The 14,055-nt window shown below is 31.3% G+C and carries 8 protein-coding genes; 5 read left to right on the forward strand and 3 right to left on the reverse strand.

The genetic code is table 11. From position 1 onward, the window contains the following. Positions 1-3: 3 nt before the first annotated feature. On the forward strand, positions 4-1,902 hold the full coding sequence (locus H0I23_RS13520) for an amidophosphoribosyltransferase (RefSeq protein WP_216783827.1): 1,899 nt from the start codon (positions 4-6) through the stop codon (positions 1,900-1,902). Positions 1,903-2,679: 777 nt separating this feature from the next. On the opposite strand, the gene H0I23_RS13525 is transcribed toward H0I23_RS13520, so the two are convergent. After that, positions 2,680-3,288, reverse strand: coding sequence for a superoxide dismutase (locus H0I23_RS13525; RefSeq protein ID WP_216783828.1), 609 nt, complete (start codon positions 3,286-3,288; stop codon positions 2,680-2,682). A 119-nt stretch (positions 3,289-3,407) separates the two neighbouring features. On the opposite strand from H0I23_RS13525, the gene H0I23_RS13530 reads away from it, so the two are divergent. The 4 genes from H0I23_RS13530 to H0I23_RS13545 all read left to right on the forward strand — a co-directional run bounded on the left by H0I23_RS13530 (position 3,408) and on the right by H0I23_RS13545 (position 11,987). Then, positions 3,408-6,530 carry an exodeoxyribonuclease V subunit beta gene (locus H0I23_RS13530; RefSeq protein WP_216783829.1) on the forward strand — a complete coding sequence of 1,041 codons (3,123 nt, stop codon included), beginning with the start codon at positions 3,408-3,410 and terminating at the stop codon, positions 6,528-6,530. A 4-nt stretch (positions 6,531-6,534) separates the two neighbouring features. Then, on the forward strand, positions 6,535-7,728 hold the full coding sequence (gene kbl / locus H0I23_RS13535; protein WP_216783830.1) for a glycine C-acetyltransferase: 1,194 nt from the start codon (positions 6,535-6,537) through the stop codon (positions 7,726-7,728). 114 nt (positions 7,729-7,842) lie between these two features. Continuing rightward, positions 7,843-9,183 (forward strand): OmpA family protein, encoded by a 1,341-nt coding sequence (locus H0I23_RS13540; RefSeq protein ID WP_216783831.1) that lies wholly within the window; start codon positions 7,843-7,845, stop codon positions 9,181-9,183. 77 nt (positions 9,184-9,260) lie between these two features. Beyond that, on the forward strand, positions 9,261-11,987 hold the full coding sequence (locus H0I23_RS13545) for a PD-(D/E)XK nuclease family protein (protein WP_216783832.1): 2,727 nt from the start codon (positions 9,261-9,263) through the stop codon (positions 11,985-11,987). A gap of 2 nt (positions 11,988-11,989) precedes the next feature. Here H0I23_RS13545 and H0I23_RS13550 read toward each other — a convergent pair whose 3' ends face one another. Together H0I23_RS13550 and H0I23_RS13555 are read right to left on the reverse strand one after the other, a co-directional pair. Then, on the reverse strand, positions 11,990-12,700 hold the full coding sequence (locus H0I23_RS13550) for an SDR family oxidoreductase (RefSeq protein WP_216783833.1): 711 nt from the start codon (positions 12,698-12,700) through the stop codon (positions 11,990-11,992). Positions 12,701-12,805: 105 nt separating this feature from the next. Beyond that, on the reverse strand, positions 12,806-13,870 hold the full coding sequence (locus tag H0I23_RS13555; RefSeq protein WP_216783834.1) for a phosphatidylinositol-specific phospholipase C1-like protein: 1,065 nt from the start codon (positions 13,868-13,870) through the stop codon (positions 12,806-12,808). Positions 13,871-14,055: the final 185 nt, after the last annotated feature.

Below are 14,055 nucleotides of genomic sequence, written 5' to 3' on the forward strand. Positions count from 1 at the left end.
AAAATGAGTGACGCCATTAAGCACGAATGCGGAATATCTTTAATACGTTTATTAAAACCGTTAGAGTATTACGAAAAAAAATACGGTACAGCATTTTACGGAGTAAATAAAATGTATCTAATGATGGAAAAACAGCATAACCGCGGACAAGATGGTGCTGGGTTTGCAAGTATCAAATTAGATATGGATGCTGGTGAAAGGTATATGAGCAGAGTTCGATCTATAGCTCAACAACCTATACAAGATATTTTTGCCCAAATTAATGATCGTATAAGTACATCGCTTAAAGAAAACCCTGAATACGAGAACAATGTTGCGTTACAGAAAAAACATATTCCATATATAGGTGAACTTTTATTAGGACATGTTCGTTATGGTACTTTTGGAAAAAATAGCATTGAAAGTGTTCATCCTTTTTTAAGACAAAATAATTGGATGCACCGTAACCTTATTGTTGCTGGTAACTTCAACATGACAAATGTTGATGAGTTATTTGATAATTTAATACAAATTGGACAGCATCCTAAAGAGATGGCGGATACTGTTACCGTTATGGAAAAAATAGGGCATTTTTTAGATGATGCTGTTTCTAAATTATATAAGCAAATAAAGAAAGAAGGTTTCAACAAACAAGAGGCTTCTCCATTAATTGCAGAAAGATTAAATGTTGCTAAAATTTTAAGAAGAGCTGCAAAAAACTGGGATGGTGGTTATGCTATGGCTGGCTTACTAGGCCATGGTGATGCATTTGTGTTACGTGACCCAGCAGGCATTAGACCAACTTATTATTATCAAGATGATGAAATTGTAGCCATTGCTTCTGAAAGGCCCGCAATACAAACTGTTTTTAATGTAAAATTTGATGAAGTTAAAGAACTAGACCCTGGTCATGCTATTTTAATTAAAAAAGATGGAACAACTTCTATAAAACAAATATTAGAACCAACTGTACGTAAGGCTTGTTCTTTTGAACGCATCTACTTTTCAAGAGGTAGTGATAAAGAAATATACCAAGAGCGTAAAGAATTAGGAAGACTTATTTTTCCGAAAATTCTAAAATCAATTGATGAAGATATAAAAAACACTGTTTTCTCTTATATACCAAACACTGCTGAAACTTCGTTTTTTGGCATGGTTAAAGAGGCTCAGAACTATATGAATAAAAAGAAAGAAGAGCAAATTCTTTCTATAGGTTCAAAAATTACAAAAGAAGAACTTCACGAAATTTTAGATGTTAGACCTAGAATAGAAAAAGTTGCAATTAAAGATGCTAAGCTTAGAACATTTATCACTCAAGATAGCGGTAGAGACGATTTAGTAGCTCATGTTTACGACATATCTTACGGATCAGTTAAACCAGGAGATAACTTAGTTATTATAGATGATAGTATTGTAAGAGGTACTACGCTTAAAAAGAGTATCCTTAAGATATTAGATCGATTATCACCTAAAAAGATTGTCGTTGTATCTTCTGCACCACAAATTCGATATCCAGATTGTTATGGTATTGATATGGCTAAATTAGAAGACTTTATTGCTTTTAAAGCAGCTTTAGACCTTCATAAAGACAAAAACACAATGCATCTTGTTGATGATATTTACAAAAAGTGTTTATCACAAGTAGATTCACATGACAAAGATGTTATAAATTATGTAAAAGATTTTTACACACCTTTTAGCGCTGACGAAATTTCTGACAAAATTGGAGAGCTATTAAGCTCTTCTGAAATTAATGCTGAAGTTCAAATTATTTATCAAACAATTTCTAATCTTCACATTGCATGTCCTAAAAACCTTGGTGACTGGTACTTTACAGGAGATTATCCAACACCAGGAGGTAATAGAGTTGTGAATAGAGCATTTATAAATTTCTATGAAGGTAAAAACGAAAGAGCTTACTAATTTGTAGCGAAAAAAGACTGAATAAGTGTATTTTGTCGATTATTCTTACATTTTATCGGGTATTTAGTCATTTCAACTAAAGCAAGAGTAGATTTAGGCTTGCCATAGCATAAGTAGGTTAAGTTCATGGTAAGATTTGGGGAAAAAGGTGGAGTTTTACTCCGCCTTTTTATTTATATAATATTTTTCTTACAAAATATCCTAATCCTTTTTTAGTATTCAAATTCAACAACAAGTTTTTAACTTTCGTTCTGAAAAATAGTTTTACATTTTAAAATTGTTGATCTACAGCAATAAACATTTCAATTATTTAAACCATAATTAAGTCTAGAAAAAGAGAAAAGAGTATTTCAACTTATTAACTCGGTTTTGGTCTAAAAAATATACCAATATCTATCTTAAGTATTACTTTTGGATGACCATAGCATAAGTAGGTTAAGTTCATGGTAAGATTTGGGGGAAAAAGGCGGAGTTGTACTCCGCCTTTTTCATTTCTGATAATCAATATGTTAACACTAAAAAAAAGTGTTTCTTACACAAGCCTATTAATAAATAATGCATTTTGTCGATAAAAAGTGTAACTTTCTTTTGATATTTCTCACAATACCAGTAACTTAGCAGAGCCATAGCATAAGTAGGTTAAGTTTATGGTAAGATTTGGGATGAAAAGGATGGAGACTTCTCCATCCTTTTCTATTTTATAGAAACAAAAAGCCCGTTAGAAGTAATCTTCTAACGGGCTTTTTTATTGAAAAGAATGTAACGTAATATTACCTCTTATTTATTATCAGCATATAATGCAGAAACCTTTTCCCAGTTAATTACATTAAAAAATGCATTAATGTAATCTGGTCTTCTGTTTTGGTAGTTTAAATAGTAAGCATGTTCCCAAACATCTAAACCTAAAATAGGAAAACCACCACAACCTGTACCAGGCATTAATGGGTTATCTTGGTTTGGAGTAGAACAAACCTCTACCTTACCACCTTTATGTACACAAAGCCAAGCCCAACCAGAACCAAATCTTGTTCCTGCTGCTTTAGAAAATGCATCTTTAAAAGCTTCGAAAGATCCGAAAGCTGCATCAATTGCTGAAGCTAACTCACCTGAAGGAGTTCCTCCTCCGTTTGGAGACATTACTTCCCAAAATAATGAGTGATTGTAGAAACCACCACCGTTATTTCGAACAGCATTATTACTCATATCTAAATTTTCTAAAATAGCGTCGATAGATTTATTTTCTAAATCTGTACCCGCAATAGCATTATTTAAATTTGTTGTATAACCGTTATGGTGTTTTGTATGGTGAATTTCCATAGTGCGAGCATCTACATTAGGTTCTAGTGCATCGTATGCGTATGGTAATTTTGGTAATTCAAAGGCCATAATTATAAGTTTTTAATTAATAAATCGTTGTGTAACAAAGTTAAGACATTCATAAACTAATTACACTAATAATTTGTTAAGAACTGTAGAAGATTCCGTAATTTGCAGGTAAAAAGTAGGTGCAAAACTCTTCTTACAACATATACAATGCTTCTGCAGGCTCAGGAAAGACTTACACTTTAGCAAAATCTTACTTGAAAATTATTCTTGCAGGAGATTCAACTGCAAATTATCGTGAAATTCTAGCTATCACATTCACCAACAAGGCAGTGAATGAAATGAAAGAGCGTATTTTAGGTAGCTTATTTGAGTTTGGAAATGTAAAAGACATAAAGAATGCACCACCAATGTTTCTGTCTATTTCAGAAGAATTAAAAATAGAAGGTGCCACACTACAGAAAAGAGCAAAAATTACACTTAAAAAAATCCTTCATAATTATGCTTTTTTTGATGTTTCTACAATTGATAAATTCACACACAGGCTTATTCGAACTTTCGCAAAAGATTTAAAACTTCCGCAGAATTTTGAAGTTATTTTAGATACAGATCTTGTACTAAGTGAAGCCGTTGCAAGGTTGGTAAATAAAGCAGGTACTGATAAAGAATTAACAAAGGTATTAATCGAGTTTGCTTTAGAAAAGGCTGATGATGATAAAAGCTGGGATGTATCTTTAGATATATTTGACATGGGAAAAGAACTCTTGTTTAAAGAAAAGCATGAGCACCATTTAGAAAATTTAATTCACAAAGAATTATCTGACTTTAATGATTTAAAAAATCATTTAAAAAAGAAAATCAAAGTAGCTGAAGAAACTCTGAAAAATATGGCATCGGAAGCTTTAGAGTTGATAGCCTCAAATGGTTTAGAATTTAGTGACTTTAGATCTTCCTATTTTCCAAAATTTATGGCAGATGTAAAAGTCTTAAAAAGTACTGTAAATTTTAATGCCGCTTGGAAGCAAGATTTTGAAAACACATCGCTTTACACAAAAACTTGTCCTGAAGATAAAAAGGCATCTATTGATGGTTTACACTCCAGTCTAAACACATCTTTTCAAAGTATAAAAGAAACTTTTTTTAATTTATCTTTTTTAAAAAACGCTTATAAAAATATTGTCCCTTTTACTGTTTTAAATGCTTTAAAGAAAGAAGTTAAAAATATAGAATTAGAACGCGATGAAATTCCCTTATCAACATTTAACTCTATTATTTCAAAAGAAATTAAAAATCAACCTGTACCTTTTATATACGAACGTTTGGGTGAAAAATATCGTCATTACTTTATTGATGAATTTCAAGACACTTCTGAATTACAGTGGACAAACCTTATACCTTTAATAGGTAATGCTATAGAAAGTAAAGATGAAGTTGGTAATTCTGGCTCCTTACTTTTGGTAGGAGATGCTAAACAAGCTATTTATCGATGGAGAGGTGGTAAAGCTGAACAATTTTTAGACTTAGTAAATAAACAAAAGAATCCTTTTTTTATAGAACCTAACGTAGAAAACCTACCATCAAACTACCGAAGTTATGAGGAAGTAATAAAGTTTAATAATGATTTTTTTACAACCTTAAACGGGCAGTTAAATAATACTACCTACAGCAAATTATTTGAGGAAGGAAATCAACAATTATACAACCACAAAAAAGGTGGTTTTGTACAACTTACATTTATAGAGGAAGAAGATAAAAACGGAAATGAACTTTATTGTAATGAAGTTTTACAATCTATTCGATCTATCGAAGAAAATAAACATCCGTTAAGTGATATTTGTATTCTTGTTCGGAATAAAAAAGACGGCGTATTATTAGCTGATTTTTTAACTGAAAATGATATACCTATTATATCTTCAGAAACCCTACTACTTAAAAGCAATACAAAAGTTAACTTTTTAATCAATCTTATAAAATATAGCACAACACCTGAAGATTTAGATATTGCCTATCAAATTCTATATTTTTTAAATGGCGACAATGAGCAACATCTGCATTCTTACGTCAATAAACATTTAAGGTCTCTTGAAAAGCACCTTTTAAACGATTTTAACTTTAGTATTGCAAAATTAAAACAACAATCTGTTTTTGATGGTTTTGAGCAAGCAATAAAATCATTCGACCTTATTAAAGATTCTGATGCTTATGTTACCTATTTACTTGATGAGGTTATAGATGTAGAGCATAAACAAGGTGTCAGCACATCTTTATTTATTGAATATTGGGAAAAGAAAAGAGATAAACTAAGTATTAGTGCTCCATTATCAATGAATGCTGTACAAATAATGACGGTACATAAATCAAAAGGGTTAGAGTTTCCTGTTGTAATTTTCCCTTTTGCTGACTCCTATATATATAAGGATATAAAACCAAAAATGTGGTTACCTATTAATAAGGAAGAATACAATGATTATAGCGAGGTACTTATCAATAAAAATAAAGAGGTTATAAATTATAGCGAATATGCTGAAGCACTTTTTGAAGATGAACAACAAAAACTAGAACTAGATTCCTTTAATGTATTATACGTTGCACTCACTAGAGCCGTAAAAGCATTATATATTATTTCTAAAAAAGATATTGATGCAAAATCAAACCCTAAAACAGATTATTACTCTGGTTTATTTATAAAGTATTTAATTGACAAAGGAATGTGGCAGGCAGATAAACTAAATTATGAGTTTGGTGCCTTTTCGATAAATGATAAGATTAAAGCCCAAAGTAATACACAAGAAACTATTCCTTTTCAATACTCATATAAAGAAAGATCTAGTTTTAATATTGTAACAACCGCTGGCACACTTTGGGAAACGACTACTGAAGCTGCTATTAATAAAGGAAACACTATACACCAAATTTTAAGCTTAATAGAAACTAAAGATGATGTAGAGGGTTGTTTTAAAAAATTAATAAACAATGGCTCTTTAAATGAAGAAGAAGCTGCTACACTAAAAATTAAAATTTTATCTATAATTGAGCATCCGAAATTACAAGAGTTATATACTAAGGATATGATTATAAAAAACGAAACAGATATAATCACTAAAAATGGTATAATTTTGCGACCTGATAGAATTGTTTTTGATGGCAATAATGCAACCATTATAGATTACAAAACAGGACAAAGAAATATTGCATACAAAGATCAGATAGATTCTTATGCCAATGCACTAGAAGAAATGAACTACCATGTTAACGGTAAAATCATCATTTATATAAACGATGTAATAACCCCAGAATTTATTTAAAAATATGTACGGAAAAATAAAAGATTATTTAGCTGAAGAACTTGAGACAATTAAAGAGTCTGGTTTATTTAAAAAAGAAAGAATAATTACATCACCACAAGATGCTGTAATAAAAATTAGTACTGGTGAAGAAGTAATAAACTTTTGTGCCAACAATTATTTAGGACTATCATCTCATCCAGATGTTGTGCAAGCAGCTAAAGATGCTTTAGACACACACGGCTTTGGAATGTCATCAGTTCGTTTTATTTGTGGTACTCAAGATATTCATAAAACATTAGAACATACTATAGCTGATTTTTATCAAACAGAAGATACTATATTATATGCTGCTGCTTTTGATGCTAACGGTGGTGTATTTGAGCCCTTACTTTCTGCCGAAGATGCAATAATTTCAGATTCACTTAATCACGCATCTATTATAGACGGTGTTCGTTTATGTAAGTCAAAACGTTATCGTTATGCAAATAGTGATATGGCAGATTTAGAAAAGCAATTAAAGCAAGCCAATGAAGATGGTGCGCGTTTTAAAATTATTGTTACCGACGGTGTGTTTTCAATGGATGGTATTTTAGCTCCATTAGATAAGATTTGTGATTTAGCTGACAAATATGATGCACTTGTAATGATAGATGAATGTCACTCTGCAGGTTTTATAGGAGAAACAGGCAGGGGTACACTTGAAGAAAAAGGTGTAATGGGTAGAATTGATATTATTACAGGCACACTTGGTAAAGCTTTAGGCGGTGCAATGGGCGGCTATACAACTGGCAAAAAAGAAATTATTGAAATGCTAAGGCAACGATCTAGACCTTATTTGTTCTCAAATTCTTTAGCCCCTGCAATAGTTGGTGCTTCTATTAAGGTTTTTGACATGCTTAAAACCGATACAACTTTAAGAGATAAACTAGAGGAAAACACTAAATACTTTAAAAAAGGGATGAAAAATGCCGGTTTTGATATCGTAGAAGGAGATTCTGCTATAGTTCCAGTAATGCTTTACGATGCAAAACTATCACAACAAATGGCCGATTTACTTCTAGAAAAAGGCATTTATGTAATAGGCTTCTTTTATCCTGTTGTGCCAAAAGGTAAAGCCAGAATAAGGGTACAACTATCTGCTGCACACAGCAAAGAGCATTTAGACCACGCCATATCTTCATTTATAGAAGTTGGAAAATTACTTAAAGTCGTTTAAATGCGTTATTTTTCTTACGAAACGTGTTAAAAAAAAATATGAAATTGATTTTGTTAATAAATCATAACAACTTACATTTGCAGCTAATAAACCCTTAAACTTAAATATTATAAAATGAAACATCTTAGCAAATTATTGGTTGTTGTCTTACTTTTCGTAGGATTTAACAGCATTCAAGCGCAAGACGAGAATAACCCATGGCTAGTTGGTTTTGGTGTAAACGCAGTTGATGTTTACCCAACTAGTGATGTAAGTTCTTTTGGAAATGAATATTTCAACGCTACTGATCACTGGAACATTCTTCCTTCTATTTCTTATGTATCTGTTTCTAGATTCGTAGGTGATGGTTTCTCTGTTGGAGCTAGAGGTTCTTTAAATAGAATTGACAAGTTTGGTGATACGTCTGTTGATGATTTATCTTACTACGCTGTTGATGGTACTATTAAATACAATATTTTAAAAAATACTGTTGTTGATCCTTTCGTAGAAATCGGTGGTGGTTATACTTGGGTTGATGAGCAAGGTTTTGGTACTGCTAACGGTGGTGTTGGTGTAAACTTCTGGTTTACTGAAAACATCGGTTTATCATTACAAACTACTTACAAGCATGCTTTTGAAGATGATGCTGTTAAACATTTCCAACATTTAGCTGGTCTTAACATCAAATTTGGTGGTACTGATACAGATGGTGATGGTGTTTATGACAAAGATGATGCTTGTCCAGAAGTTGCTGGTTTAGAAGCTTTCAACGGATGTCCTGATGCTGATGGTGATGGTATCGAGGATAGCAAAGATGCTTGTCCTAACGAAGCTGGATCTAAAGAAATGAATGGTTGTCCTGATGCTGACGGTGACGGTGTTGCTGATAAAGATGATGCTTGTCCTTCTGAGGCTGGTACTGCTGCAATGAATGGATGTCCTGATGCTGATGGTGATGGTGTTGCTGATAAAGATGACGCTTGTCCTTCTGAAGCTGGTCCTGCTGCTAACAAAGGTTGTCCTTACACTGATAAAGATAACGATGGTGTTTTAGATAAAGATGATGCTTGTCCAGAAGTTGCTGGTACTGTTGCTAACAAAGGTTGTCCTGAAGTAACTGAAGAAGTTCAGAAGCAATTGAATGACTATGCAAGAACTATCTTATTTGATACTGGTAAATCTTCTATCAAAGCTGAATCTACTTCAGTTATGGTTGACATTATCACAATCTTAAAAGAATATCCTAATGCTAAATTTACAGTAGAAGGTCACACTGATAGCGTTGGTTCTGCTAAATTGAACCAAAGTTTATCTGAATCTCGTGCTCTTTCTGTAAAAGAATTTTTAGTAGAAAAAGGAATCGAAGAATTTAGATTATCTGCTGTAGGTTACGGTGAAGATAAGCCTATCGCTTCTAACAGTACAAGATCTGGTAGAACACAAAATAGAAGAGTTGAAATTAACTTGGTAAAGTAATTAGTACTTACTAAAGATTAAATTCAAAATTATATTTAAAAGCTCCGCAATTGCGGAGCTTTTTTTATTTTTATACTATGCAAAGTTTTATAGAAGGTGTTGTTCAGGAATTAGTATCGAAAGAAAAAGATATTTCTAATACCATATTTGTATTGCCTAGTAAAAGAGCTGGTACGTTTTTAAAAAATAGTATCGCTAACATAACAGGCAAAACAATATTTGCACCCGAAATTTATAGCATAGAAACCTTTGTCGAAAAAATATCTGAACTAACATACGCAACAAGTACAGAACAGATTTTTGCTTTATATAATTCATATATAAACACCACTAAAGAAAAAGAAAAAGATTCATTCTTAAGCTTTTCAAAATGGGGACAAACCATATTGCAAGATTTTAACGAAATAGATCGTTACTTAATTGATACTGATAAAATATTTGATCATCTATCTGCCGTTCAAGAAATGAACACCTATATGGAAGCAGAAAAAACACCTATGATTGATGATTATTTGAGGTTTTGGAGCAACCTTGATGGTTTATATAAAAATTTTAACGCCTCGCTTTTAGAACAAGAAATAGGAACACAAGGTTATATTTATAGAGCTGCAAATAACAAACTTCACAAATACCTTGAATCTAATACCGATAAAGAAATAATTTTTATTGGCTTTAATGCACTTAACAAAGCTGAAGAAAATATTATTCAAGAAATATTAAAATTACCAAGCTCAAGTATCTATTGGGATTTAGATTCTTACTTTTTAGAAGATACAATACACGATGCTAGTTATTTTATTCGTCAACATAAAAAAAATTGGCCATACTTTGCAAGTAATAAACTTAAAGGGATAAGCAGCCATTATCTTACCAAAAAAAATATTAAGATTATTGGTGTACCTAAAAATGTTTCGCAAGCTAATTATGTCGGTAACATTTTAAAAAAATTACACACTACACAACCCGAATTATTAAAACAAACAGCTGTTGTATTAGGTGATGAAAATCTTTTAAACCCAGTAATGAATGCCATACCTGAAGAAATTTCTCGTATAAACATTACGATGGGTTATCCTATAAACAAAACAACTTTAGCTGGTATGTATAGTTTATTTTTTGAACTATGGCTATCTAAAGACGTTAACGGTTGGTTTTATCAACATGTTTTAAATATTTTAAGTAACCCTTATATTCAGCAGCTATTAGATATAGATGACGAGAATATTGCTACAAAGATTAGCAATACAATAAAAGCTAAAAATTGGGCTTACGTTAAAAGCGAACAGATTTATGCTATTGCACCAAATCATACGAAAATTTTACAAGTATTATTTTCTAAGAAACAATTTTCGAATACTATATTTTTAAACGATTGTTTAGGATTAATAAATACCTTAAAAATTAAATTTCAAGAGCAAGAAAACAATTTAGAATTAGAGTATTTATATCGATTCCACACCTTATTTAATCAGATTACGATACTAATACAACAACATCCATTTATTGCTGACATAAAATCTTTACAAAGCCTTTACAAAGAATTATTATCATCAGAAACATTAGATTTTCAAGGAGAACCTTTACAAGGAACTCAGATTATGGGTATGTTAGAAAGTAGAAATCTAGATTTTGAAACTATTATTATTACATCTGTAAATGAAGGTATTCTTCCTTCTGGCAAGTCAAATAACTCTTTTATTCCTTTTGATGTAAAAGTCGCCTTCGGTTTACCTACCTATAAAGAAAAAGATGCAGTCTATACATATCACTTTTATAGATTACTACAGAGAGCAAAAAACGTATACATTCTCTATAATACAGAACCAAATGCTCTGGATGGAAATGAAAAAAGCAGGCTAATTAGCCAATTACTGACTGATGAAAATAGAATAAGTGATATTACAGAAATTACAGCTTCTGCATTGGTAAAATCATCAACAGACACTTTAAAAATCATTCATAAAGATGCCGAGCTATTAAACCAAATAAAGCAATTAGCTGAAAAAGGTTTTTCTCCAACATCGTTAACTAATTATGTTCGTAACCCACTAGATTTTTATAAAAGAAGTATCTTAAAAATTAACGATAGTAATGAAGTTGAAGAAAGTGTTGCTGCAAATACCTTCGGAACAATTGTACATGATAGCTTAGAAGATTTATACCAACCTTTTATTGGAAAAGTTTTAGATAAAGATTCATTACTAAATTTAAAAGATAAGATAGATGGTGTTGTAAAAAACAACTTTATAAAAACCTATGCCGATGGTAATATCGCTTTTGGAAAAAACCTTATTGCATACAATGTTATTGTAAGATATATTGAAAATTTCATTAAGCTAGAGATTAAATATATAGAAAAAAACCAAGTCAAAATTATAGCTTTAGAACAAAGTATGGACATTGAAGTAAATGTGCCTACTATAGATTCAAAAGTCCGAATTAGAGGAAAGTTAGATAGAATTGATGAAGTTAATGGCACACTGCGCATTGTTGATTATAAAACTGGAAAAGTAGAAGCCAGAGATGTAAAAATCAGTTCTTTTGAAGAAATGATTACAGAGTATAGCAAAAGTAAAGCCTTTCAATTACTTTGTTATGCACTGCTTTATAATGATGAAAAACCTATTCAAAATATTAATGCTGGTATTATTTCGTTTAAAAATTTAAACGCTGGCATATTAAATTTTAAACAAACTACTGAAGATATAAATCAAAACACGCTCTTAGAATATAAGAGCGTGTTGTATAAATTGATTCAAGAAATTTTTAATCCTGATATTCCTTTTACAGAAAAAGAAGTATAATTTTATTTTAGATCTGGCCTTGTTGGTCGCACTTCTATTTTACTTGGTAATGTTCTAGGGTTCATTTTTAAAACATCTAAAACAAGTTCTCCAATATCTTCTGGTTGAATTTTCCATGCATCTTTTTCTGATGGCTCATGATCATTAAAATTTGTTGCTACAGAACCTGGCATTATAGTAGATACTTTAATTCCATACTGTCTTAGGTCTAACATTGCTGCCTGTGTAAAACCAACTACACCAAACTTAGTCGCATTATACCCTGCTCCGTTAGCAAAAAAGTTTGTACCAGCTAAACTAGCTAGAGTTATATAGTAACCCTCTGTTTTTTTTAATTCTTCGACAGTTGCTTTTAATGTATGAAAAACACCATTTAAATTGGTATTAATCATTTGATGCCATTCATCTTCTGTCATTTTATCAATAGGTGCAAAATTACCTACTCCTGCATTTGCTAAAACAACATCTAACTGTCCCCACTTACTTATAATCTGCTCAACGGCATTTATTTCATCTGTATGCTTTGTTACATCAGATGCCAAAGCCAGTACATTAGAATCACCTCCTAAGCTCTTAGCTGCTTCTTGTACGCTTTTCAACGTTCTGCCACTGATAGCAACTTTCATACCTGCTGCAAGTAATACTTTTGCTGTACTATACCCTATTCCTTTTGATCCTCCTGTTATATAAACTACTTTATCTTTTAATTTCATAATATTAATTTTTAGTGAAGTTAAAATACTTGTTACTCCTAATCAAAATTAGACTGTTATAATTATTCTAAAATTCAAAAAATGTTTATACTTCTTTAAAGTAAACTAATTATCTATAACATTAACAGGGTTAGCTCTTTCATAACTATTATCATCAAATTTCACTTGATAGCTCGAATTAAACAATGTACTTGGCACATAATAATCTGTAGTAATAATTTGTGCTCCAGATTTTTTTGCCGCCTCAAAATTTGAATAATCGTTAGTTCTCGCTTGTTTTGTACCTGCATCTGCTCTAGTCCTAATTAAATACCCTTTTTTGACCAATTCTGGTATGCGAGTATCATTAGGGTCATTCAAAATCATTGCTGCAGCTTCAGGGCTACCCGCTTCATCATTAACGAAAGCTACTCTGCCTTTTAAGTTAGGGTGTCCTTTTTTATATAACTCTTTTTTCTCATGGCTATCATCTAAAATAAAAAGAAACTTGCCTTTTCCTTTTTCAATACTAGGCCAATTACCTGCATGTACAGCATTCTCTAAGGTATTATAGTCTCCTATAATATCATCTGGCTTTATAATTTTGTTTCTCCCTAAATAAGAGAAAATCTCAGTATCTAATGCATCAAAAAGAGTTGCTGTAAAAGGCTCTGCTTGTGTTCCGAAAACACTTTTATCACTATCTTTTGGCTCTAAAGTAATAAAAACGGTACTGTGTTCTGGGTTATTATCTGACCATTCCCGTAATGCCAAAAGGCAATCCCTTAAAGTGTAAAATGATGTTCTAAAATCAATATCAATAATATGAAAAACCTTGAATCCTGGAATCTCCATGATATGGTTTTGATCATAGGTATCATCTCCTGAAACTACGGAGAGCCCTTTAGGATTAGCATACTTCCCCCCATTAGGATCTGCATGAACATCAATTTCTAAATTTCGTAAACCTAAATCTAATTGTGCCGGAATAGTAATATGTGTGTATTCTAAGCTTTGCAAACCTCCCGTAGTGTCTTTACTTTCTAAATATGAATATAGCTTTGGCTGTATTGCTTGTTTATAACTGTTATGAGAACCGATAACTTGAGTCTGGTTTATCTTATTACCTTGGGGATGTACAGAAGTAGTAATGAATGCAAGAAATATAAATACTAGGAAAGAAAATTTCATAAGTTTAAAATATGTGTTATAATAGAAAAAGAATTGGTGTTTTTTTTGAAGATAATTATGTGTTGTAAAATAAGAGAATTCTATAATATAAAATAGCTACTAAACCTTAATCATTAGTTTAAGATTATGTAAACTCACATATAATTAAGCATCGTTTAACACTATTAAAAATTTGATTTAATTAT

The organism is Cellulophaga sp. HaHaR_3_176, assembly GCF_019021925.1.
Classification (GTDB): Bacteria; Bacteroidota; Bacteroidia; order Flavobacteriales; family Flavobacteriaceae; genus Cellulophaga.